Annotated in this window: 22 protein-coding genes; 9 read left to right on the top strand and 13 right to left on the bottom strand. The window is 69.9% G+C overall.

Annotated features, from left to right (window positions below; translation table 11 throughout):
- Positions 1–27: 27 nt before the first annotated feature.
- Positions 28–1,209, bottom strand: coding sequence for a class I SAM-dependent rRNA methyltransferase (locus AB8810_RS00605; protein ID WP_179570444.1), 1,182 nt, complete (start codon positions 1,207–1,209; stop codon positions 28–30).
- A 256-nt stretch (positions 1,210–1,465) separates the two neighbouring features.
- On the opposite strand from AB8810_RS00605, the gene AB8810_RS00600 reads away from it, so the two are divergent.
- The 4 genes from AB8810_RS00600 (at position 1,466) to AB8810_RS00585 (ending at position 5,819) form a co-directional block, all read left to right on the top strand.
- Positions 1,466–2,419, top strand: coding sequence for a TerC family protein (locus AB8810_RS00600; protein ID WP_206229771.1), 954 nt, complete (start codon positions 1,466–1,468; stop codon positions 2,417–2,419).
- 96 nt (positions 2,420–2,515) lie between these two features.
- Positions 2,516–3,304, top strand: coding sequence for a rhomboid family intramembrane serine protease (locus AB8810_RS00595; RefSeq protein ID WP_369915212.1), 789 nt, complete (start codon positions 2,516–2,518; stop codon positions 3,302–3,304).
- Between the two features lie 366 nt (positions 3,305–3,670).
- The gene (locus AB8810_RS00590) at positions 3,671–4,522 is read left to right on the top strand and encodes a phosphatase PAP2 family protein (protein ID WP_369915211.1); all 852 of its coding nucleotides are present in this window, start codon (positions 3,671–3,673) and stop codon (positions 4,520–4,522) included.
- A 280-nt stretch (positions 4,523–4,802) separates the two neighbouring features.
- A complete protein-coding gene (locus tag AB8810_RS00585) occupies positions 4,803–5,819 on the top strand; it encodes a TIGR00266 family protein (RefSeq protein ID WP_206258930.1) in 1,017 nt (338 codons plus the stop codon).
- Positions 5,820–5,859: 40 nt separating this feature from the next.
- Here AB8810_RS00585 and AB8810_RS00580 read toward each other — a convergent pair whose 3' ends face one another.
- The 7 genes from AB8810_RS00580 to AB8810_RS00550 form a co-directional block, all read right to left on the bottom strand.
- On the bottom strand, positions 5,860–6,597 hold the full coding sequence (locus tag AB8810_RS00580; protein ID WP_369915210.1) for a putative DNA-binding domain-containing protein: 738 nt from the start codon (positions 6,595–6,597) through the stop codon (positions 5,860–5,862).
- Positions 6,594–7,430 (bottom strand): DUF692 domain-containing protein, encoded by an 837-nt coding sequence (locus tag AB8810_RS00575; protein ID WP_206258928.1) that lies wholly within the window; start codon positions 7,428–7,430, stop codon positions 6,594–6,596. Before AB8810_RS00575 ends, AB8810_RS00580 begins: the two co-directional genes overlap by 4 nt.
- A 66-nt stretch (positions 7,431–7,496) precedes the next feature.
- Positions 7,497–7,772, bottom strand: a complete 276-nt coding sequence (locus AB8810_RS00570) for a hypothetical protein (protein WP_191826372.1) — start codon at positions 7,770–7,772, stop codon at positions 7,497–7,499.
- Between the two features lie 86 nt (positions 7,773–7,858).
- Positions 7,859–8,317: a DoxX family protein gene (locus tag AB8810_RS00565; protein ID WP_191826371.1), complete on the bottom strand. Its 459-nt coding sequence runs from the start codon at positions 8,315–8,317 to the stop codon at positions 7,859–7,861.
- Complete coding sequence (locus AB8810_RS00560; RefSeq protein WP_369915209.1) at positions 8,314–9,075, bottom strand: putative DNA-binding domain-containing protein; 762 nt, start codon at positions 9,073–9,075, stop codon at positions 8,314–8,316. The genes AB8810_RS00565 and AB8810_RS00560 overlap by 4 nt, the downstream gene beginning before the upstream one ends.
- Complete coding sequence (locus AB8810_RS00555; RefSeq protein ID WP_369915208.1) at positions 9,072–9,914, bottom strand: DUF692 family multinuclear iron-containing protein; 843 nt, start codon at positions 9,912–9,914, stop codon at positions 9,072–9,074. Before AB8810_RS00555 ends, AB8810_RS00560 begins: the two co-directional genes overlap by 4 nt.
- A 16-nt stretch (positions 9,915–9,930) precedes the next feature.
- Positions 9,931–10,218, bottom strand: coding sequence for a DUF2282 domain-containing protein (locus AB8810_RS00550; protein WP_145704495.1), 288 nt, complete (start codon positions 10,216–10,218; stop codon positions 9,931–9,933).
- A 498-nt stretch (positions 10,219–10,716) separates the two neighbouring features.
- On the opposite strand from AB8810_RS00550, the gene AB8810_RS00545 reads away from it, so the two are divergent.
- From AB8810_RS00545 to AB8810_RS00535, 3 genes are all read left to right on the top strand, one after another.
- Complete coding sequence (locus AB8810_RS00545; protein WP_206258926.1) at positions 10,717–11,280, top strand: sigma-70 family RNA polymerase sigma factor; 564 nt, start codon at positions 10,717–10,719, stop codon at positions 11,278–11,280.
- Complete coding sequence (locus tag AB8810_RS00540) at positions 11,277–11,918, top strand: NrsF family protein (protein ID WP_369915207.1); 642 nt, start codon at positions 11,277–11,279, stop codon at positions 11,916–11,918. Before AB8810_RS00545 ends, AB8810_RS00540 begins: the two co-directional genes overlap by 4 nt.
- A 111-nt stretch (positions 11,919–12,029) precedes the next feature.
- Positions 12,030–13,058, top strand: coding sequence for a patatin-like phospholipase family protein (locus AB8810_RS00535; protein ID WP_179570416.1), 1,029 nt, complete (start codon positions 12,030–12,032; stop codon positions 13,056–13,058).
- Between the two features lie 156 nt (positions 13,059–13,214).
- Here AB8810_RS00535 and AB8810_RS00530 read toward each other — a convergent pair whose 3' ends face one another.
- Both AB8810_RS00530 and AB8810_RS00525 read right to left on the bottom strand, forming a co-directional pair.
- Complete coding sequence (locus AB8810_RS00530) at positions 13,215–15,410, bottom strand: TonB-dependent siderophore receptor (protein ID WP_369915206.1); 2,196 nt, start codon at positions 15,408–15,410, stop codon at positions 13,215–13,217.
- Positions 15,411–15,672: 262 nt separating this feature from the next.
- Entirely contained in the window at positions 15,673–16,152 is a 480-nt protein-coding gene (locus AB8810_RS00525; protein WP_369915205.1) for an Lrp/AsnC family transcriptional regulator, read from the bottom strand.
- Positions 16,153–16,281: 129 nt separating this feature from the next.
- Between AB8810_RS00525 and phhA the strand changes: the two genes are divergently transcribed.
- Both phhA and AB8810_RS00515 read left to right on the top strand, forming a co-directional pair.
- On the top strand, positions 16,282–17,172 hold the full coding sequence (phhA, locus tag AB8810_RS00520; RefSeq protein ID WP_369915204.1) for a phenylalanine 4-monooxygenase: 891 nt from the start codon (positions 16,282–16,284) through the stop codon (positions 17,170–17,172).
- An 88-nt stretch (positions 17,173–17,260) separates the two neighbouring features.
- Positions 17,261–17,695: a hypothetical protein gene (locus AB8810_RS00515; RefSeq protein WP_369915203.1), complete on the top strand. Its 435-nt coding sequence runs from the start codon at positions 17,261–17,263 to the stop codon at positions 17,693–17,695.
- A gap of 57 nt (positions 17,696–17,752) precedes the next feature.
- Here AB8810_RS00515 and AB8810_RS00510 read toward each other — a convergent pair whose 3' ends face one another.
- The 3 genes from AB8810_RS00510 to kduD all read right to left on the bottom strand — a co-directional run bounded on the left by AB8810_RS00510 (position 17,753) and on the right by kduD (position 20,659).
- Positions 17,753–18,889 (bottom strand): GDSL-type esterase/lipase family protein, encoded by a 1,137-nt coding sequence (locus tag AB8810_RS00510; RefSeq protein ID WP_369915202.1) that lies wholly within the window; start codon positions 18,887–18,889, stop codon positions 17,753–17,755.
- Positions 18,890–19,052: 163 nt separating this feature from the next.
- Positions 19,053–19,709 carry an RpiB/LacA/LacB family sugar-phosphate isomerase gene (locus tag AB8810_RS00505; RefSeq protein ID WP_369915201.1) on the bottom strand — a complete coding sequence of 219 codons (657 nt, stop codon included), beginning with the start codon at positions 19,707–19,709 and terminating at the stop codon, positions 19,053–19,055.
- Positions 19,710–19,903: 194 nt separating this feature from the next.
- The gene (gene kduD / locus AB8810_RS00500) at positions 19,904–20,659 is read right to left on the bottom strand and encodes a 2-dehydro-3-deoxy-D-gluconate 5-dehydrogenase KduD (protein WP_179570402.1); all 756 of its coding nucleotides are present in this window, start codon (positions 20,657–20,659) and stop codon (positions 19,904–19,906) included.
- Positions 20,660–20,697: the final 38 nt, after the last annotated feature.

The following is a 20,697-nucleotide window of genomic DNA, read 5'->3' as shown; positions in this document are numbered from 1 at the left end:
CGGCGAACGCCGGCGCGCCGCGGCGGCTCAGTTCAGCACGCGGCAGAACACCGCTTTCAGATAGCGCGATTCCTGCACGTGGGCCATGAACGGGTGGTCGGCGCCGGCGCCGGCCACCTTCAGGATCTGGATCGTGCGGCCGGAGAAATACGCGGCGCGGCGCAGCATGTCCAGGAACTCGTGCTCGGCGACCAGGCCGGTGCAGGAGAACGTGGCGAACAGGCCGCCGGGCGCGACCACCCCCAACGCCAACTTGTTCATGTCCAGGTATTTTTTCAGCGCCGGGATCACCTGGTCGCGGTCGCGGGTCATCTTGGCCGGGTCCAGGATCACCACGTCGTAGCGGTCGCCGCGCACCGCGGCATCGCGCAGGTACGGGAAGATGTCGGCCTGCACGAACTTGAGCCGCACGTCGTTGAGCTTGGCGTTGCCCTTGGCGATCTCGATCACGTCCTCGTCGATGTCCACGCCGACCACTTCCTCGGCGCCGCGCACCTTGGCGTAGACGGCGAAGCCGCCGGTGTTGCAGCACAGGTCGAGCACGCGCTTGCCGGCCACCTGCTGGCTCAACCACTGCCGGTTCTCGCGCTGGTCGGCGAAGAAGCCGGTCTTGTGCGCACCGGCCGGATCGGCGCGGAAACGCACGCCGTATTCGCTGATGATCGCCGGCTCCGGGCGCTCGCCGCTGCTGGACACCGGGCGGTAGTCGAAGCTTTCCTGCTTCTGCACGTGCTCCTCGGCGAAGCTGTAGAAGCGCGCGCCGGGGAACTGGGTGCGCAGCGCGGCGTAGATCCAGTCGCGGTAGCGGAACATGCCGGCGCTGAAGAACTCCACCACCAGCAGGTCGCCATAGCGGTCCACCACCAGCCCGGACAGGCCGTCGCCTTCGGCATGCACCACGCGCCAGGCGTCGGACACCGCGTCCAGCTTGAGCACGTCACGGCGCAGCGACACCGCCTCGGCGATCTTGCCGGCGAACCAGGCTTCGTCCACCGGCACCTCGCGATCGATCTCGAGGATGCGCACGGCGATGCGCGAATGGCCATTGTAGAAACCGCGGCCGATCCACTCCCCGTCCACCCCGACCACGTCGACGAGGCTGCCCGGCTTGGGCTTGGCGGCGGGTTTTTCGACGAGTTTCTGGAAGATCCACGGATGGCTGGAGCGCCAGGCGTTCTTGAGGCGGACTACGGGCAGGGGAGTATTCATGAACGCCATTGTATCCGCCCCGATTGACGCCACCGCCGCCAGCCGCAAGAATGGGCGCAGAAGGGGAGTAGCTCCCAACGTTGTCGCCGTCAATTCGAGCCAGCAGGCTCCGGTGCAACGGCAGCCAGACCACCGGCTGCGAGCGAGACCTTCGCCGCAGTGGCGAAGGCATTCCCTGGAACGAACCCCATCGTTTCCGTCCAGGACGCCTCGCCGCCGCGGCCCGAGGTTCAACCTTCACTGACGGGAATTCCCCATGCAAACGATAGGCAACGTGTGGTTGTGGAGCGGTTTCGCGATCGTGGTGATCGCGGCGCTGCTGGCGGATCTGGTGCTGATGCGCCACGGCGGTCCGCACAAGGTCACCTTCAAGGAAGCGCTGTGGTGGAGCCTGGGCTGGATCGGGCTGGCGCTGGCCTTCAACGCCGGGCTGTGGTGGTACCTGCGCGAGACCATCGACGTGGCCACCGGTAACCAGTACGGGCTGGAGTTCCTGACCGGCTACCTGGTGGAGAAGTCGCTGGCGGTCGACAACATCTTCGTGTTCCTGATGATCATGAGCTACTTCGCGGTGCCGGAGGAGCAGCGCCAGCGCGTGCTGGTGATCGGCGTGCTCGGCGCGATCGTGCTGCGCGCGGTCATGATCTTCGCCGGCTCGGTGCTGCTGACCAAGTTCCACTGGCTGCTGTACGTGTTCGGCGCGTTCCTGCTGCTGACCGGCATCAAGATGTGGTTCTCGGCGGGCAAGGAACCGGACCTGGAAGCCAACCCGGTGCTGCGCTTCATGCGCAAGCACCTGCGCCTGACCCCGCAGTACCACGGCAACGCGCTGAGCGTGACCCAGGAAGGCAAGCGCTGGTACACGCCGCTGTTCGCGGTGCTGATGCTGATCGCCATCACCGACGTGATCTTCGCGGTGGACAGCATCCCGGCGATCTTCGCGATCACCACCGACCCGTTCCTGGTGCTGACCTCCAACGTGTTCGCGGTGCTGGGCCTGCGCGCGATGTTCTTCCTGCTGGCGGGCATGGCCGACCGCTTCCACCTGCTGCCGTACGGGCTGGCGATCGTGCTGGTGTTCATCGGCACCAAGATGCTGATCATCGACCTGTACAAGATCCCGGTGCTGGTGTCGCTGCTGGCGGTGGCGCTGATCATCGGCGCGACGGTGGCGCTGAGCCTGCTGCGCCCGGCCAAGCCGGCGCACTGAGGCGCGCCACGGCCGCGGGATTGTCCCGCGGCCGTGGCCAGTCCCTCCCACCGGCGGCGCCTTGCCTTGGACGACAGGCGCCGCCATCCAGGGACCATGGACACCTCTCCTTCGCTCTCCCCGCCCCCGCCTGCCGACGATGCGCAGGCGCAGGACCGCTTCGACCGGGCCCGGATCCTGCGCGCCTTCAACGCCAGCCTCGCGCTGATCGCGGTGTTGGTGGCGGTGTTCGCCAGCCAGGGCCTGTTCGACTGGCGGCCGTGGTCGGTGGGACCGCAGCAGGCCAGCGGCCTGCTCGGGCTGCTGACCGCGCCCTTGCTGCACGGGTCGCTGGAACACCTGGCCGCCAATGCCGGCGCGCTGCTGATCCTGGGCACCCTGGCCGGCAGCGTGTACCCGCGCGCCACCCTGGCCGCGCTGCCGTTGCTGTGGCTGGGCTCGGGCCTGGGCGCATGGCTGCTGGGCGAGCCCGGCAGCCACCATCTGGGCGCCAGCGGCGTCACCCACGGCCTGCTGTTCCTGGTGTTCGTGCTCGGGCTGCTGCGCCGCGACCGCGCCGCGATCGCGGCCAGCATGATCGCGTTCCTGTTCTATGGCGGCATGCTGGTGACGGTGCTGCCGCACGAGGCCGGGGTGTCCTGGCAGTCGCACCTGGGCGGCGCGCTGGGCGGCGCGGTCGCGGCGCTGCTGCTGCGCCACCGCGACCCGCTGCCGCCGCGCAAGCGCTACAGCTGGGAAGACGAGGACGAGGAAACGCTGGCGCCGTTGAACGACGAGTTGGAGCCGCCACCGCCGGCGCAGGTGCCGGTGCTGTGGCAACCGCCCTCGGTACCGCGCGGGGTGGTGTTGCGCTTCCCGCCGCGGCAGGAACGCGACGAGGGCTGAGGCCTCCGCCGCGGGCGTGGCCCCCGCTACGCAGCACGACAGCGGCTGCCTGCCTGCTGCGCTTCCCGGCGCTGCAACATGCGGTCCAGGTATTTGCGGTTGGCGCGCGCTTTTGTAGGAGCGACTTCAGTAGCGACGGGCCTTACCGGCAATGCGTCGCGACTGAAGTCGCTCCCACAGGGTGGCCGCCCGTTTCGGCATGATTGCTGCCGCCCCGGTCCGACACCGCCGCGCGCGCACCGGACGCATCGACCTGACTGCTGCAGGCAGTACCGCTCCAGGCACTCCGGCCTGCCCCATGGCGGCCTGCTGCGCCACGGCACCGGCCGTACACTGAACGATCCCTCCTCGCCCGCCCGAGATCGCATGCCCGCGTTCCCTGCCTTCCGTTTCCGTTCTGCCGCCCTCGCCCTGCTGGCGCTGGCGCTCGCCGGGTGCAGCACGTCGCCCGCCCGTGCGCCGGCGGCGCCGGCACCGGAGCAGGCCGCGTCGGGCAAGGCGATCGGCTACCTCGCTGCTGCCGCGGTCCCGGCCAGCCTGCAGCTGCTGCCGGCACCGCCAGCCGAGGGTTCGCCCGGGCAGGCGCTGGACCAGGCGGTGAACCGCGAGGCGCTGACGCTGCGCGGCAGTGCGCGCTGGCACCAGGCCGCGCGCGACGCCGATCTGAGCTTCCCGGCCGGCGCCGGCCAGTTCGCCTGCGCGCTGGGCGTGCCGATCGATGCGCAGCGCACTCCGCACTTGTACACCTTGCTGGAACGCAGCCGCATCGATGCCAGCGCCGCGACCAAGGCGGCCAAGAACCACTACCGGCGGCTGCGCCCGTTCATGCTCAACCAGCTGCCGGTCTGCACCCCGGACGACGAGGACGGGTTGCGCCACAGCGGCTCCTATCCCTCCGGGCACAGCGCCATCGGCTGGGCCTGGGCGCTGATCCTCGGCGAGATCGCGCCCGACCGCGCCGACGCCTTGATCGCGCGCGGCCGCAACTACGGCGAAAGCCGGCTGGTGTGCAACGTGCATTGGCAGAGCGACGTGCTGGCCGGCCGCTTTATGGGCGCGGCGACGGTGGCCCGGCTGCATGCCGACCCGGCGTTCCGCGCCGATCTGGAGGGCGCGCGCACGGAGATCGCGGACGCGCGCGCGCAGGGCCTGACGCCGGCCCAGGACTGCGCCGCGGAAACCACGACCCTGCAGGTGCGGCCGGAAAGCGCGCTGTAGGCGTGCTGTCGCGGGCATTCCTGGCGCCCGGTCGCGGCTGAAGCCGCTCCTACAAAAGCGTGCGTGTCGCTTGTACCGATCCAGGCACGCTTTTCTGTAGGAGCGGCTTCAGCCGCGACGCGTTTCGATCCAGGGATCGTGCCGCGTCGTTTCGTCGCGAGTGACGTTGCTCATACATGAAACATTCGGCGAACATCCCGCCCCATGCCTTTGGGCAGATGCGAACCGACCGGGCCGGCGGGCTAGACTCGCCGCAGATTTCCGCCAAGGACCCGCAGCCATGACCCAGTGGTACTTCCTGACCGGCAGCGAGCAGACCCGCTCCGGCCCGTTCGACGACGCCGACGCCATCGCCTTCGCCCGCAACAACCCCACCGCCATGGCCTGGCGCCAGGGCCAGAGCGGCTGGAAGCCGGCCAACCAGATCGACGAGCTGCGCGGGGCGAGCGCGGCCAGCCTGCCGCCGGGCCTGCCGCCCCCGCCCGGCAGCAGCGGTCGTGCCGACGACATCGACTTCCGCATCGTCGGCCACGAGATGCAGTTCGTGGAGATCGAGCTGGATCCGGGCGAGAGCGCGGTCGCCGAGGCTGGCGCGCTGATGTTCAAGGACGCCGTGGTGCAGATGGACACCGTGTTCGGCGACGGCTCCAACAGTCAGGGCAGCGGGCTGATGGGCAAGCTGTTCTCGGCCGGCAAGCGCCTGGTCACCGGCGAGAGCCTGTTCACCACCGTGTTCACCCACCAGGGCCAGGGCAAGGCCAAGGTCGCCTTCGCCGCGCCGTATCCGGGCACGGTGCTGGCGATGAAGCTGGACCAGCACGGCGGCCGCCTGATCTGCCAGAAGGACAGCTTCCTGGCCGGCGCGCGCGGCGTGTCGCTGGGCATCCACTTCCAGCGCAAGATCATGACCGGCCTGTTCGGCGGCGAGGGCTTCATCATGCAGAAGCTGGAAGGCGACGGCTGGGTGTTCGTGCATGCCGGCGGCTGCGTGGTCGAGCGCGAGCTGGCCGCCGGCGAGCGCCTGGACGTGGACACCGGCTGCGTGGTCGCGTTCCATTCCACGGTGGACATGGACGTGCGCCCGGTCAGCGGCATCAAGAGCATGTTCTTCGGCGGCGAAGGCATGTTCCTGGCCACGCTGACCGGCCCGGGCAAGGTATGGCTGCAGTCGCTGCCGTTCTCGCGCCTGGCCGGACGCATGTTCGCCGCCGCGCCGCAGGGCGGCGGGCAGAACCGCGGCGAAGGCTCGGTGCTCGGCGGCCTGGGCCGGATGCTGGACGGCGACAACAACTTCTGAGCCGTGCCGGCGCGGTCGCGGCGGCGCAAGCGTGCGCCACTTACGCCGGTGCGACCGCCTCCAGCAGTTCGTCGCGCAGCCACTGCTCCAGCATCTGCCCGATCACCGCCGGATCGTCGCCAGGCGCGTGCCGGCACAACACTCCGAACGGAACCCCGGCGAGCGCATCGCGCAGCATGCACGCCTCCAGCGGCGACATGCTCTGGAAATAGGGCGACAAGCCCTTGCGCCAGACCCGGAGCGTCACCGCCTCGGGCAGGCGCACCGCCGCGGGCGGCGCACGCCCCTCCGACAGGGCCAGCCAGATCGCCGCGGCGTTACTGCGCATGCGGCGGCGGCGCAGGGTCGGCACGAAGCGCAGGCGCGCCTGCTCCCAGTCCACGCCGGCCAGTGACGCCAGCGTCACCGGCGTCGCGTCGGTCCCGTCGAAGGCGCGGCGCAGGGCCAGGTCGAGCCAGGCCAGGTCGGCGAGTTCCGGGCGCTCGGGATGGCACACGGCCAGGTGCGCGCCGAACCGATCGCCGTAGGCGCCAAGGTTCCAGGCAGACGGAGGATGCCGCGCCACGTAGCCGGCCGCAGCCGCGTCGAACGTGGCCTCGCCCAGCCAGGCCAGGGTGGTGGCGTAGGTGTCGCGCAACGCGTCGCCGAGCTGCGCGCGGTAAGCGTGCCGATACACGCGCAGGCCCGGGTGCTGACGCGCATCCAGGTAGGCGTCCGCATCGGCCTCGGGATCGCGCAGCCAACCCGAGAAGCGACGCTGCAACTCCAGCAGGCTCATGCGGCCGCGCGTGCCGCGTCGGCGGCGATGCGCCGTGCGATCCGCAGCTCGTCCAGCAACTCGGGCAGCGGCGGAATCCGGTCGTCGCGCTCGATCATCGTCGCCATCGCGCCGATACGCCGGCACACCGCCGCGTACAGCGCCCACACCGGATCGCAGACGGGTTGGTCGTGGGTATCGATCAGCAACTCGCGGCCCTGGCTGTGGCCGGCCAGGTGCACCTGGCGCACGCGGTCCCAGGGCAGCGCATCCAGATAGGCCTGCGGGTCGGCACCGTGATTGCTGGCGCTGACGTAGACGTTGTTGACGTCGAGCAGCAGATAGCAGCCTGTCCGCGCGCATATCTCACGCAAGAAGTCCGCTTCGCTCATGCTGGCGCCCGAAAAGGCCAGGTAAGTGGAAGGATTCTCGAGCAGCAGCGGCCGTTCCAGCACGTCCTGGGCGTGGGCGATGTTGGCGCAGACGACGTCCAGCGCTTCGCCGTCGTAGGGCAGCGGCAGCAGATCGTGCGCGTTGAACCCGCCGACCGCGCTCCAACTGAGATGATCGGAAACCCACAACGGACGCACGCGCCGCGCGAGGCGCTTGAGCCGCAGCAGGTAGTCGCGATCGAGTCCATCGGCCGAGCCCAGCGACATGGACACGCCGTGCAGCGCCACCGGGTAGCGCTCGCGCACGCGGTCCAGCACGTGCAGCGGCCGGCCGCCGGCGACCATGAAGTTCTCCGAGATCGCCTCGACGAAATCCAGCGCGGGCGGTTCCTCGAGATAGAGCGGATAGTGCGGCGGGCGCAGGCCCAGCCCGAAGCCGTGGAAAGGGGCGATCGTGTCCATCTGGCGCAAGGTCTCGTGCGTCGTCCCGGCCGGGCGCGCGGCGCCGGCCGGAACAGGAGCGTCGCCTCAGGCGGCGGGTGCGGTCAGCGAGCCGCCGGCCGACGTGCACTGCTTCACCGTCACGTCCTTGAAGCCCTGGCCCTTGCACGCGTTCTGGCCCTTGCACTCGTGGCTGCCGGATTTGCAATCGGACTGGCCCTTGCAGCTGTTGATGCCATAGCAGGCGACGAGCTTGGCATCGCCCTTGGCGGCGGCGCTGGCTGTAGCGGGAACGCTGGCGGCGGCGACGGCGAGCAGGGCGGCGGTGGCGGCGAAACCGGTGACGGTACGGGTAGCGATCATGGACGTTCCTCGGGGATGGACAGATGCCGAATTGGCAGCGGGTACTTCGCCGCAAGCGTCGCCGCGGTTACAGCGCGCTGCGCATGTCAGGCGATGCGCAACACACGGTCCAGCGATAGCGTGCCGGCGCCGCGCACCAGCAGGTACGACAACAGCGCGGCCCAGCTCAGGTGCGTGGGCCAGGCATCGGGATAGACGAAGATCTCGATCACCGCGGTCATGCCCAGCAATGCCAGCGCCGACAGGCGCGTGCACAGGCCCAGCACCAGCAGCAACGGGAACAGGTGCTCCGCATAGGTGGCCAGGTGCGCGGCCAGTTCCGGCGGAAGCAGCGGCACGCGGTAGTCCTCGCGAAACAGCGCATAGGTGCTGTCGGTGATGGTCAGCACGCCGCTGACCTTGGTACGTCCGGACAGGAAGAAGATCGCGGCGATCGACAGCCGGAACAGCAGGGCCAGTGCGGAGTGGCCGACCCGCTGCGACAGCGCGGCGGCGAGACGATTCCACGCTGCGCGCGGGTCCGAAGATGCGAGAGGGGGCGTCATGGAATTCCTTGCGTGGAAGAAAGGTCGAGGGAAGAAAACGCGCCGGCGCGCAGCAGCGTCGCGAACGTGTCCGCCAAGGCCAGCGCCGGCTCGGCCTGCTGCGCCCGCGCTGCGGCGGCCTGCAGCGTGGCGCCGCCGCGGCAGGCCTCCAGCAGCGCGCAACCGCCCAGGCCCAGCGCCTGCCGATGCACCTGGCCGCCGTGCCGCAGCAGCAACGCGCCTTCGCCGCGCCACGCAAGTTCGGGCACGGGCGCCGCATCGCGCTGCGCGCACCAGATCGCGTACACCGGCAGCGCCTCGAACCAATGCCAGCGCGCGCTCGGATGCACGGCCACGCGCGCGCCGGCCAGTTGTTCGCGCGGCAAGGCGGCCACGGCCTGCGGATCGAGTACCGCGGCATCGGCCGCGACATGCGCCTCGCGCCAGCTGCGATCCAGTTGCGCCACGCCCGGCAGGTAGGGCAGTTGCCCGGCCTCGGGAAGCGCGGCGAGAAACGCATCGAAGTCGCCGCCGTAGTTCAAAAGGCGTACATCGTCAGGTGGGCAGCGCCGGGCATAGGCACGCGCCGCCTCCTCGAACCATGCCGCGCCCACCAGCCGCTGCACGCTCGGAAAATTCGCCTGCAGCGCGTCGATGCAGGCACGCAGCACGGTGTTGCGATAGATGCGGAATCCCGGTTGCGCCGCCAGGCCGCCGGCGTCGCCATCGCCGTACAGCGCGCGCGCGAAGCCGTCCTGGAACTGCGCCAACGCATTCATGCCGCCCACCGCCGACGCGTCGCGGCCCGCTCCAGCAGCCGTTGCGCGCGATCGCGCTCCAACAGCAGCGCCTCGAACGCGGGCACGTCGCCATCGCGCTCGATCAACGTCGGCCGCGGCCCGGCGAGGTCCAGGAAATGCGCGTACAGGTCCCAGACCGCGTCGTCCACCGGCGCATCGTGCGAATCGATCAGCAGGGTCCGCTCGTCCGCCGCATCCTCGGCATGGCCGGCCACATGCACTTCCACCACCGCATCGGCAGGGAAGGCGTGCAGATAGGCGTAGGCATCGAAACCGAGGTTGTGCGCGCTGACATGGACATTGTTGATGTCCAGCAATAGCCGGCAGCCGCTGCGGCGCACCAGTTCGGCCAGGAACTCCGGTTCGCTCCACGCGTGCCCGGGCAGCGCCAGGTAATGGCTCGGGTTCTCGATCGCCAGGGGGCGGCCGAGCGCCTCCTGCGCCTGCTGGACATTGCTCACCACGCGCGCCAGCGCCGCGGCGCTGCGCGGTACCGGCAACAGGTCCGGATGGTAGCGGCCGCGCCAGACCGACCAGGCCAGGTGCTCGGACACCTGCCACGGCCGGACCCGCTCGGCGAGCGCGGCCAGACGGCGCAGGTGCCGCGCGTCCGGATCGACATCGGCCGCCAGCGACAGCGATACGCCGTGCAGCGACAGCGGGTGGCGCGCGGCGATCGCCTCGAGCCAGGCCAGCCGCGGCCCGCCCTGGACCAGATAGTTCTCCGGGTGCACCTCGAACCACAGCCCTGGCGCAGTGCAATCCAGCGCCTGCGCGTAGTGCTGCGGCTTCAGGCCGATGCCGGCGCCGAGCTGCATGGCCGCGGCGCCGCGCTCAGGCGCCGACCGGGGTCAGCGTGCCATGGCCCTTCGGCGTCTTGATGCCGACGCAGGTGCCGGCCGGCACGTTCTTCCAGGCGTTGCCTTGGTAGTCGCGCTTCGACGTGCCCGCGCAACTGGTCCCCGCGCCGGCCTTGCAATCGTTCTGGCCGGCCTTGGCGATGCCGTAGCACTTCTCCATCGGCTTGGGCTGGGCAGCGGGATCGGCGCCCTGAGCCATCGCGGCTCCGGCGACGAGAGCGGCCAGGGTCAGGGCCGCCGTTGCAGCGTTGCGTACGTTCATGGGAATGCTCCTGCGGAAAAGGGAAGGGACGGACCGGGCCGCGAGTGCACGCGGCGGCCGGAACCCTTCTGCATTCGCGGCGAACGCCGCCGCGGTTACAGCCGGTCGCCGATGCGGGCGAAAAAGAAAGAAGGCGGCGTCGGCTGTAACCGCCGCCGCGGATGCGGCGAACTACCGCTGACATGACCATAGACGGGGAAGCAACCGTGAACAGCCAGACGCCGGTGGCGGCCGTGGACGGACGGGCTGCGCCTGCAGCGCGATCCATTGCGGCGGCGGGCGCGTGCGTTGCCCGCCTTGCACGACCGGCTGCGGCGCCTGGCGCTGCCTGGCGGCGGCAGCGATGACGGGCGGGCACGGGGGGCCGGTCCTGCGGCCAGGACAGCGCCGTCGTATCCTGCCTGTCCGGCGTCCGCCAGGCCGCCCTGGAGAACGCCGCATGTCCGTCCTCCGCCGTTCCCGCCGCGCCCCTCGCCCGGCCGCCGGCCGCGTGGCGCGATGAGCCGCCTGGACGCGCTGCAGGCGGTGGAGGTGCGTCTGCGCCTGTTGTTCGTGGCCGGCCTGGATGGCGACGCGCGCGACTACCGCGCCTTCCTCGACGAACTCAGCGCCCACTTGCGCGGCTTCCTGCGCCGACGCCTGACCCACGCGCCCGATGACGTGGAGGACATCTTGCAAGAGACCCTGCTGGCCATCCACAACAGCCGCCACACCTACCGCCGCAGCGAACCGTTGACCGCGTGGGTATATGCGGTCGCCCGGTACAAGCTGCTGGACTTCTACCGGGCGCACGCGCGCAAGCGTCCGCTGCAGCTGCCGCTGGATGCCGCCGACGACCTGTTCGCGCATGCGGACGACGCTCCGGCGCACGCCCGCCATGAGATCGGCCGGCTGCTGGAGCAATTGCCGGACCGGCACCGCCTGCCGATCGTGCACGTGAAGCTGCAAGGCCTGTCGGTCAGCGAGACCGCCAGGCTGACCGGCATGTCCGAATCGGCGGTCAAGATCGGCGTGCATCGCGGACTCAAGGCGCTGGCGCTGAAGATCAGGAGTACGACATGAAGACCGATGAGCTGATCGCGCTGCTGGCGCAGGAACCGCTGCGCGTGGACCGGCATGTCTCCGCCCGGCGGTTCGCGCTGGCGCTGCCGTGCGGGATGCTGGGTGCGCTGCTGCTGGCGGCGGCGGTGTTCGGTGTCCGCCCGGACCTGGCCGCGGCGGCCGTCGATCCGGCGTTCTGGGCGAAGCTGGGCTTCGCCGCCTGCATGGCCGCCGGCGCCGGCCTGGCGACCTGGCGCCTGGCCACGCCGGGGCGGCGGGTCGGCGCAGCCGCCGTCGCGATCGGCGTCCCGGTCGCAACGGTGTGGATCGCCGCCATCGCCGCGCTGTGGACGGCACCGGCGGACCTGCGCCTGCCGTTGCTGCAGGGCCAGAGTTGGCACAGTTGTCCGTTCAACATCGCGCTGCTGTCGATTCCGACCTTCGCCAGCGTGTTCTGGGCCTTGCGCGGACTGGCGCCGACCCGCCTGCGCGCGGCCGGCGCCGCCGGCGGGCTGCTCGGCGGCGCGCTGGCGACCATGGCCTATTGCCTCCATTGCCCGGAGATGGCGGTCCCGTTCTGGGCACTCTGGTACGCGCTGGGGATGGCGCTGCCGACCGCGCTCGGCGCCGCGCTCGGCCCGCGCCTGCTGCGCTGGTAGCCGCGGCGGCGCCGCGTGCGCCAGCCTGCATGACCTCCGGTCGTGGGCGGTGCAGGCGTATCCCGGTATGCTCGCGCCGGCTCCGCCCTCTCCCTCCACGACGCCGCATCCATGACCGCCTTCCGTTCCCCGCGCCTGCTCCTGTCCCTGTCCCTGTTCGGCCTGCTCGCGGCGTGCGGCGGCGAGCCCAAGCCGGCGACGCCGGCACCGGTGGTGGTGGGGCCGGCACCGACCGCCGCGGCCAAGCCGCTGCGCATCGGCATCGCTCTGGGCGGCGGCGCGGCCAAGGGCTTCGCCCATATCGGCGTGATCAAGATGCTGCAGGCCAACGGACTGGAGCCGGTGGTGGTGTCCGGCACCAGCGCCGGCAGTGTGGTCGGCGCGCTGTACGCCAGCGGCATGGACGCGTTCCAGATGCAGCAGGCCGCGGTGGCGCTGGACGAGACCAGCATCCGCGACATGCGCCTGTTCTCCGGCGGCCTGGTGCAGGGCCAGGCCCTGCAGGACTACGTCAACGCCCAGCTCAAGAACCGCCCGATCGAAAAGCTCGGCAAGCCCTTCGCCGCGGTGTCCACGCGCCTGGAAGACGGCGAGCGCACCGTGTTCGTGCGCGGCAACGCCGGCCAGGCGGTGCGCGCCTCCAGCAGCATTCCCGGGGTGTTCGAGCCGGTGACCATCGGCAAGTTCCATTACGTGGACGGCGGCGTGGTCAGCCCGGTGCCGGTGGACGCCGCGCGCCAGCTCGGCGCCGACTTCGTGGTCGCGGTGGACATCTCCAGCAAGGCCAGCGGCAAGAACCCGGCCGGCATGCTCGGCATCGTCAACCAGTCGATCGCGATCATGGGCCAGCGCCTGGGCCAGCAGGAACTGGCGCGCGCGGACATCGTGATCCGGCCCAAGGTCAACGACATCGGCGCCGCCGATTTCGCCCAGCGCAACGCCGCCATCCTGGAAGGCGAGAAGGCCGCGCTGGCGGCGATGCCGCAGATCAAGGCCAAGCTGGCGCAGCTGCAGCAACAGCGCGCGGCGGCCGCCGCGGCCGCGGCCAAGGCCGCGCAACCGGCGCCGCCGCCGTGCGAACCACGCTCGCGCCTGGGCCGCCTGATCGGCCGCGACGATCCGTGCAAGGAACAGAAGTGAGCTAACCCCTCTCCCACCGGGAGAGGGGTTGGGGTGAGGGTACGGCGCGAAGCGCCTCGCGGAGTTGGGTACACGAGGCTGCGCCCGTACCCTCATCCGGCCCTACGGGCCACCTTCTCCCGATGGGAGAAGGAACAGCCACCGCCTTGCCGATCCTCAGTAGCGCCAGCGCAGGGTGAAGCTGACGAAGCGCGGCTCGCCGTAGTTCTGGTAGTCCAGGTTGGCCCAGTACTTCTTGTCCAGCGCATTGCGCACCGCCAGCGTCGCGGTCCACTGCGCGCCGAGCTGGTAGTTCGCGTTGAGGTGCACCAGCGTGTACGCGTCCTGCACCACGGTGACCGCGGTCTCGGCGCCGCTGCCGTCGCCGACCGGGCGCGGGATGTTGTAGCCGCGCACCGCGCTCTGCCAGCTGAGCCCGCCGCCGATGCTCAGGCGCTGCCAGGCGCCGGGCAGGCGCAACTGCGTGGACAGCTGCAGGTAGTCCTCGGGCAGGTTGGCGTAGATCGCGTCGGTGGGCGCACGCGTGACCTTGGCGCGGGTGTAGCCGGCGTTGAGGGTCCAGCCCGGGCGCAGCTCGCCGTTGAAGTCCAGTTCCCAGCCGCGGCTCTTGGTGCCGTCGATGCCGATGTAGGCCGAACTGCCGTCCGGCAGCGAAGCCTCGGGCTGGCTCATGTCGCGCACCGCGTAGTTGTCCTGGCGCGCCTCGAACAGTGCGGCGCCGAGCAGCGCGCGGCCGCCGAACAGCGTGGCCTTGAGGCCCGCTTCGCGGTTGGATCCTTGCACCGGCGCCAGCAGGTTGTTGTCCTTGTCCTTGTAGTTTTGCGGATTGAAGATCTCGGTGTAGCTGGCGTAGGCCGAGATGTCCGGAGTGAGCGCGTAGACCAGGCCGACGTAAGGCGTGACCTCGTCGCTGACCCGGTAACGCCCGCTGCTGCCCGTGTAGACGCCGCTGGCGTTGAAGTTGTGCGTGCGCGTCGTCCACGAACTGAGCCGCGCGCCGGCGATCAGCGACAGCGGCTCGGCCAGGCGCAGGCGCGTGGACGCGTACACGCCGCGCTGGGTGGTGCGGGCCACGCGCGAGGCGCCGGTGCGCGCGTAGGTGATCTCGGAAATGTCGCCGTCCCAGTCGTAGACGTTGGGAATGTAGTAGCAGCGCTCGCGTCCGCACGTTGCCCAGTCGCTGGGATAGCGCAGCGCCAGGGTGGAGGCGGTCGACTGCAGGTCCTGCCAGCTGCCGCCGACGACCAGGTCGTGGTCGCGGCCGAACAGTGGGAACGAACCGGACAGGTATACATCCGCGCCGTCGCGCCTGTCCGTGGTCTCGCCTGCGGCGGCGCGCAGGTAGATGCCGCTGCCGTCGCGCGTGTCCGGATAGCCGCTGCCGTACACGCGCAGGTTGCGCACGTCGCCTTCGGTACGGGCCAGGTTGACCTTCAGCAGCCAGTCCTCGCCGAAGCGCTGCTCCAGATTGGCGAAGGCGGTATGCGTGTTGCGCTTCCAGTACGCCCATTCCGGCGCCAGGTTGGTCGAGCTGGGCAGATCGGCGAAGGAACCGTCGGCGGCGAAGTACGGCACCGTGCCCCAGGTCGAGCCGACCGGATCGTTGTCCTGGCGCTGGTAGCCGACGGTCACCGTGGTGGACTCGGTCAGGTCGCCTTCCAGCACCGCCATGCCCGACATCTTCTGCTCGCGGTAATGGTCGTAGTAATAGTCGCGGTCCTGCCAGGCGGCGACGAAGCGGCTGCGGAAGCGGCCATCGTCGGTAAGCGGCGCGGTCACGTCGGCCTGGGTGCGGCGGAAGTCCCAGCTGCCGGCGCTGGCCGCGAACGACGCATCGAAGGTCTTGCCGGGGCGCTTGCGCAGCATGTTGACCGTGGCCGAGGGAATCCCCGCGCCGCTGAGCAGGCCGTTGGCGCCGCGGATCACCTCGACGCGGTCGTAGAAGACCATGTCGTATTCCTGGTTGGTGGAGCCGCTGTAGGTGGGCAGGCCGTCGACCTGGAAGTCGGTGATCTGGAAGCCGCGCGCGAAATACAGCGGGCGCTGCGTGTCGTAGAAGGACACGTTGACGCCGGTGACGTTGCGCAACACGTCGTTGATGCTGAACAGCGATTCCTCTTCCAGCCGCTGCAGCCCGAGCACGCTGACCGACTGCGGCGTCTCCTGCAGCGTCAGCGGCAGGCGTGTGGTGGTCGATGGCTGCGCGCGGGTGGGGCTGCCGTTGACCTCGACCTTGTCCAGGGTGGTGGGCTGGCTGGCGTCGGCCTCGGCGGCGCGCAACGGCACGGCGGCGGCGGACAGGACGGACAGCAGGGCGAGGTGCAGCAGGTGGCGCGGAGCGGAGCGGGTCATGGAATCGGCGTCGTCGTTGGGCGGCGGCACCAGCGCTGGCGCACCACCGGGAAAGGGAGAGGAAACGGACGGGCGCAGACGGGCTCCACGGCACGGATATCCGGCATGGCTGGCCCAGGGTCGGGGCTGGCGGGATCGAGCGGGGAGGCGCTGGCCGGTTGCGGCCGTCGTAGACGCAAATGTAAATCGTTAGCAACAACTTAACAAGCGTTGTCGCACTTCGACACGCATCCGCCGTTGCCCGGGCGACCCGGACGCAGGCTCAGCCGCGCGGCAGCGGCAGGCCGGTGAAGTCCTTGACCGTGCGCAGCACGAAGCTGGAGTTGACGTCGGCCACGCCGGCGGCGTTGAGTAGCTTGTCCAGCAGGAATGCGGAGAAATGGGTCAGGTCGCGCACGTACACGTGCAGCAGGTAGTCCATGTCGCCGGTCAGCGCGTGGCAGGCGACGACCTCGTCCCAGCCCTGCACGCTGTCGGCGAAATGGGCGATGCCGGATTGCCCGTGCTTTTCCAGCTGCACACGCACGAACGCCTGCAGACCCAGACCGATCGCGCCGGGCACCAGCCGTGCGGCGTAGCCGGCGACCACGCCATCGGCCTCCAGCCGCTGCACCCGGCGCAGGCAGGCCGACGGCGACAGGTTCACCTGCGCGGCCAGTTCGGCGTTGCTGGCCCGGCCCTGCCGTTGCAGGAGCGCCAGCAGGCGCAGGTCGGTGCGGTCGAACAGGGCCGATTCGGTCATTTATTGCTCTGCAGCATGGGTTCGTTGCAACAATCTTGCGCGCAACCGCTGGAATCGCGCAACTTCGCAAGCTCATTGCGTGGCCTGGCGCCTACCATCGTCGGTATCCCCCTTCCGGAGCCGCCGCCCATGGACACCGCACCGCGCCGCGTCGAACACCAGCAGACCGACAAGGGCTACGTGCCGGTCTACACCACCGCCGTGGTTGCGCAGCCGTGGGACAGCTACAGCGCCGACGACCATGCCACCTGGGGCACGCTGTACCAGCGCCAGCGCGAATTGCTGGTCGGCCGCGCCTGCGACGAATTCCTGCAGGCGCAGGACGCGATGGGGATGAGCCCGCAGGCGATCCCGCGCTTCGAACAGCTCAACGAAGTGCTGGGCGCCGCCACCGGCTGGACCCTGGTCGGGGTCGAAGGCCTGCTGCCGGAACTGGATTTCTTCGACCACCTGGCCAACCGCCGCTTCCCGGTGACCTGGTGGATCCGCCGCCCCGAGCAGATCGACTACATCGCCGAGCCGGACCTGTTCCACGACCTGTTCGGCCACGTGCCGCTGCTGATGAATCCGCTGTTCGCCGACTACATGCAGGCCTACGGCCGCGGCGGGGTGAAGGCGCACGGCATCGGTCCGGACGCGCTGCAGAACCTCACCCGCCTGTACTGGTACACGGTGGAATTCGGACTGATCGCCAGCGCCGACGGCCTGCGCATCTTCGGCGCCGGCATCGTCTCGTCCAAGGGCGAATCGCTGTACGCGCTGGAATCGGCCGCGCCCAACCGCATCGGCTTCGACCTGGCGCGGATCATGCGCACCCGCTACCGCATCGACACCTTCCAGAAGACCTACTTCGTCATCGACAGCTTCGAACAGCTGATGCAGGCGACCGCGCCGGACTTCACTCCGCTCTATGCGCAGCTGAGCCGGCAGGAGCACATCGCCGCTGGCGACGTGCAGACCGAGGACCGCGTTTACCAGCGCGGTACCGGCGAGGGCTGGAGCCGCGACGGCGACGTGTAGCGTGGTGGCAAGGCCGTCGTTGCCAGCGGATTACGGACCTGACGGCGCACAGCGCACATGGGAGCATGCGATGAAGATGAAGCGGTGGATGCTGTTGCTGGCATTGGCGTTGGCGATACCGGCTTGGGCCACCTCGATCGTGCCGATGTCGCTGGATGCGTTACTCGGCAAGACCGACCACGTCCTGGTCGCCACAATCACCGCCGTGGACATGGTCGACGGACAAGGCAAGCCGGTGACCGATCCGCAGGCGCGCACCGGCCCCGGTAGCCCAAACCAGATCCGCTACCGCCTGCGCATCGATCGGATCGTCGCGTCCGAGGCCACCAACGTGCCGGCGACGCTGGTGGTCCCCGAGTGGCAGATGTGGCACTACAGGCTTGGCGTGATACAGCGGAGCGCTACCGGCACGCAGCGCGTCTTTTTCCTGCGCGGGCCGGACTTCCAGCCGGCCGACGAGGCCCAGTTCAGCTATCCAGCCGACGCGGACGTGCTGCAAGACCTGTTGAACGACACCCGCTAGCGAGCACGGCACGCCCGCGCTGGCGCCTGCAGCGCATCGATGACGCCACACTCGCACTCAACGCGGCGTGGCCGTCGGATAGGCCAGCAGCACCACAAGGTCCTCCTCCCCCACCTGCTGCAGCGCATGCGTGCTGCCCGGCCGCGTCAGCAGCGCGTGGCCGGGACCGACGGCATACTGCTTGCCGTCCAGCGCGTACAGGCCGCGGCCGCTGACGATGTAGTAGATCTCGTCCTTGTCGTGCAGGTGCAGGCCGATGCCGGCGCCCTTGTGCAGCACGCGCTTGCGCAGCACGAAGGCCAGGCCGGGGGTGTCGGCGAAGAACGGATAGGCGGTGGTTTCGCCTGGCCCGCCGTGCGGGCCGGGTTGCGTGCGGGCGAGTTCGCGTTCCTGCACCACCCGCGATGTCGGCGGCATCGATTGCGCGACCGTCGGAGGCGGCGCCATCGGCGCGCTGCCGGCCGGCATCCCGCAGTCGATGTCGCGGCGCAGCTGCGCCTTCAGCGTCGGCTGCAACGCCGCCCAGTCGCGCACCACCAGGCAGGCCACCGCGGCCGCGCCGGCGTGGCTGAAATGGGTGCCGTCGGCCTTGCCCTGTTCCGGCACGAACAGGAAATACGGCCTGGCCGCCTGCTCGCCCAGCGCGCGGATCCAGGCGCTGCTGCTGGCGTTGAGATCGATCAGCGCCACCTGCTGCTCGGCGGCCAGGCGCTGCATCGCCTGGGTGTACAGCCCGTGGGTGTCGAGCAGCGAGCCGAAGTCGTAGAGCAGACGCGCGGCGGGGGTGAGCAGGATCGGCGTGGCGCCCTTGTCGCGGGCCAGCGCCACGTAGCGCGCCAGGAACTGCGGATAGGCCTGCTGCGGATCGTCGTAGCGACTGGGGTCTTCGACCTTGGCGTCGTTGTGCCCGAACTGGATCAGCAGCACGTCGCCGCGACGCAGGTCCTTGGCGATCGCGTCGAGGCGGCCCTCGGCGATGAAGCTGCGCGCGCTGCGCCCGCCCTTGGCATGGTTGCGCACCTGCCAGGCGGCCGGATCCAGATAGCTCTGCAGCGCCTGGCCCCAGCCGGCCTGCGGCGCACGCTCGGGGCCGTAGTCGGCCGCGGTGGAATCGCCGGCGATGAACACGCGCTGCGGTTCGGCGCAGGCGACACCGGCGCAGAGCAACAGCAATGCAGAAAGGAGCAGGCGCATGTGGTGGACTCCGCTGCACTGTGTCTGCGCTTGGCACCCTGCGCCTGTCGGCCGGAAGCACGCCAAGCCGATAGGGAAGCGTGGTGCCGGTGGGTCGATCCTGTTCGGCCCGCACCCCAACCCCTCTCCCGCGGGAGAGGAGCTCGAGCGCGGCGCTGTGCGGTCAGGCCGCGGCGGCTTCCGGCTTGCCCAGCACGCCGGCGACGAAGGCGCGGATGTCCGCGTCCTGCGCGTTGCCGAAGAAGCATTGCTGGAAGCGCTCGCCGCCGACCGCCTGCTTGACCAGTTCCGGATCCAGCGCGCGCAGGCCGTCCAGGTAGGACTTGGCGGTGGCCTGCTTGACCTGCGCCAGGATGCCGGCGTTGGCCTGCTGCGATTCGCGGCGCTCGGCCGGATAGCCCATGCCGCGTTCGCCGCTGAAGGCCTTCTCGAAGATGTAGCGCACGTTGATCTCCGCGCCCCAGCCGTAGCCCTTGGCGAAGGCCAGCGCCAGCGCGTTGCCGTTGTTGACCTGGGCGAACAGGTAGGCGTCGGTCGGCTCGATGCAGTAGCCGCAGAACACGCCCGGGTAGGCGTTGAGCGACATCATCGCGCCCTGGCCGGTACCGCAGCCGGCGACGACGAAATCGACCGCCTTCGAATTCAGCAGCAGGCTGGCGACGATGCCCAGGTGGATGTAGGTCAGGCGGTGATCGTTGTCGCCGTCCATGCCGACGTTGAACACGCTGTGGCCCTGTTCGCCGGCCACGTCGGTGAGCTGCTGCAGGATCACCGGGTTCTTGCCGGCCTGGCTGAACTCGTTCATTAGTGCGATTTTCATGGGTGTCTCCGATTGCGGGGGAAGAGTGTTGCGTGTGATCGATGCGGTGCCTGCGGTGCCGACCTTCATTTGCATCTGGTTGGTATGCGTGGGGGCCGACCCTCATCCGCCCTGCGGGCACCTTCTCCCAAAAAGGGGGCCATGGTCCCGCAGGGAGAAGGGAGGAGCGTCGGCTGCGGCGGCACGTGCTTGGCTCAGCGCGCCAGCCAGCCGCCGTCGACCGGGATGACGGTGCCGTTGACGTAGTCCGAGGCGCTGCTGGCCAGGAACACCGCGGTGCCGCCCAGGTCTTCCGGCACGCCCCAGCGCCCGGCCGGGATGCGTTCCAGGATCGACTGGTTGCGCGCGGCGTCGGCGCGCAGCTGCGCGGTGTTGTCGGTGGCCATGTAGCCGGGCGCGATGGCGTTGATGTTCAGGCCCTTGGCGCCCCATTCGTTCGCCAGCAGGCGGGTGATGCCGGCGATGCCGGACTTGCTGGCGGTGTACGAGGGCACGCGGATGCCGCCCTGGAACGACAGCATCGAGGCGATGTTGATGATCTTGCCGCTGCCCTGGGCGATGAAGTGGCGGCCGGCGGCCTGCGACATGAAGAACGCGGACTTGATGTTCACGTTCATCACGTCGTCCCAGTCCTGCTCGCTGAAATCCACCGCGTCGGCGCGGCGGATCAGGCCGGCGTTGTTGACCAGGATGTCGAGGCGGCCGAGGCCGGCCAGGGTCTCGTCGAGCACGCGCTGCACCGGCTCGATGCTGATCAGGTTGGCCTCGATCGCGACGAAGCGGCGACCCAGCGCCTTGACCTTTTCCTCGGTCTCGGTGGGCGCCTGGATGCCGGCGGCGGCGATGTCGGCGCCGGCCTGCGCCAGCGCCAGCGCGATGCCCTGGCCGAGGCCGGTGTTGGCGCCGGTGACCAGTGCGACCTTGCCTTCGAGACTGAACGGATTCGTCATTGCGGGTGCTCCTAGAGTGATGCGGATACGGTGGCGGG

Source organism: Xanthomonas sp. NCPPB 3005 (assembly GCF_041228095.2).
GTDB classification, from domain to species: Bacteria; Pseudomonadota; Gammaproteobacteria; order Xanthomonadales; family Xanthomonadaceae; genus Xanthomonas_A; species Xanthomonas_A bonasiae.
Note: the sequence above shows the minus strand (reverse complement) of the source record. Positions and strands in the feature narration are given on the sequence as shown.

Excerpts from the sequence above, each read along its gene's own strand:
- AB8810_RS00605 (WP_179570444.1), bottom strand. The coding sequence starts at position 1,209 with ATGAATACTCCCCTGCCCGTAGTCCGCCTCAAGAACGCCTGGCGCTCC.
- AB8810_RS00580 (WP_369915210.1), bottom strand. The coding sequence starts at position 6,597 with ATGAGCCTGCTGGAGTTGCAGCGTCGCTTCTCGGGTTGGCTGCGCGAT.
- kduD (WP_179570402.1), bottom strand. The coding sequence starts at position 20,659 with ATGACGAATCCGTTCAGTCTCGAAGGCAAGGTCGCACTGGTCACCGGC.
- AB8810_RS00600 (WP_206229771.1), top strand. The coding sequence starts at position 1,466 with ATGCAAACGATAGGCAACGTGTGGTTGTGGAGCGGTTTCGCGATCGTG.
- AB8810_RS00585 (WP_206258930.1), top strand. The coding sequence starts at position 4,803 with ATGACCCAGTGGTACTTCCTGACCGGCAGCGAGCAGACCCGCTCCGGC.
- AB8810_RS00545 (WP_206258926.1), top strand. The coding sequence starts at position 10,717 with ATGAGCCGCCTGGACGCGCTGCAGGCGGTGGAGGTGCGTCTGCGCCTG.
- AB8810_RS00510 (WP_369915202.1), bottom strand. The coding sequence starts at position 18,889 with ATGCGCCTGCTCCTTTCTGCATTGCTGTTGCTCTGCGCCGGTGTCGCC.
- AB8810_RS00575 (WP_206258928.1), bottom strand. The coding sequence starts at position 7,430 with ATGGACACGATCGCCCCTTTCCACGGCTTCGGGCTGGGCCTGCGCCCG.
- AB8810_RS00590 (WP_369915211.1), top strand. The coding sequence starts at position 3,671 with ATGCCCGCGTTCCCTGCCTTCCGTTTCCGTTCTGCCGCCCTCGCCCTG.
- AB8810_RS00560 (WP_369915209.1), bottom strand. The coding sequence starts at position 9,075 with ATGAATGCGTTGGCGCAGTTCCAGGACGGCTTCGCGCGCGCGCTGTAC.
- AB8810_RS00505 (WP_369915201.1), bottom strand. The coding sequence starts at position 19,709 with ATGAAAATCGCACTAATGAACGAGTTCAGCCAGGCCGGCAAGAACCCG.
- AB8810_RS00525 (WP_369915205.1), bottom strand. The coding sequence starts at position 16,152 with ATGACCGAATCGGCCCTGTTCGACCGCACCGACCTGCGCCTGCTGGCG.
- AB8810_RS00555 (WP_369915208.1), bottom strand. The coding sequence starts at position 9,914 with ATGCAGCTCGGCGCCGGCATCGGCCTGAAGCCGCAGCACTACGCGCAG.
- AB8810_RS00570 (WP_191826372.1), bottom strand. The coding sequence starts at position 7,772 with ATGATCGCTACCCGTACCGTCACCGGTTTCGCCGCCACCGCCGCCCTG.
- AB8810_RS00515 (WP_369915203.1), top strand. The coding sequence starts at position 17,261 with ATGCTGTTGCTGGCATTGGCGTTGGCGATACCGGCTTGGGCCACCTCG.
- AB8810_RS00595 (WP_369915212.1), top strand. The coding sequence starts at position 2,516 with ATGGACACCTCTCCTTCGCTCTCCCCGCCCCCGCCTGCCGACGATGCG.
- AB8810_RS00530 (WP_369915206.1), bottom strand. The coding sequence starts at position 15,410 with ATGACCCGCTCCGCTCCGCGCCACCTGCTGCACCTCGCCCTGCTGTCC.
- AB8810_RS00550 (WP_145704495.1), bottom strand. The coding sequence starts at position 10,218 with ATGAACGTACGCAACGCTGCAACGGCGGCCCTGACCCTGGCCGCTCTC.
- AB8810_RS00540 (WP_369915207.1), top strand. The coding sequence starts at position 11,277 with ATGAAGACCGATGAGCTGATCGCGCTGCTGGCGCAGGAACCGCTGCGC.
- AB8810_RS00565 (WP_191826371.1), bottom strand. The coding sequence starts at position 8,317 with ATGACGCCCCCTCTCGCATCTTCGGACCCGCGCGCAGCGTGGAATCGT.
- phhA (WP_369915204.1), top strand. The coding sequence starts at position 16,282 with ATGGACACCGCACCGCGCCGCGTCGAACACCAGCAGACCGACAAGGGC.
- AB8810_RS00535 (WP_179570416.1), top strand. The coding sequence starts at position 12,030 with ATGACCGCCTTCCGTTCCCCGCGCCTGCTCCTGTCCCTGTCCCTGTTC.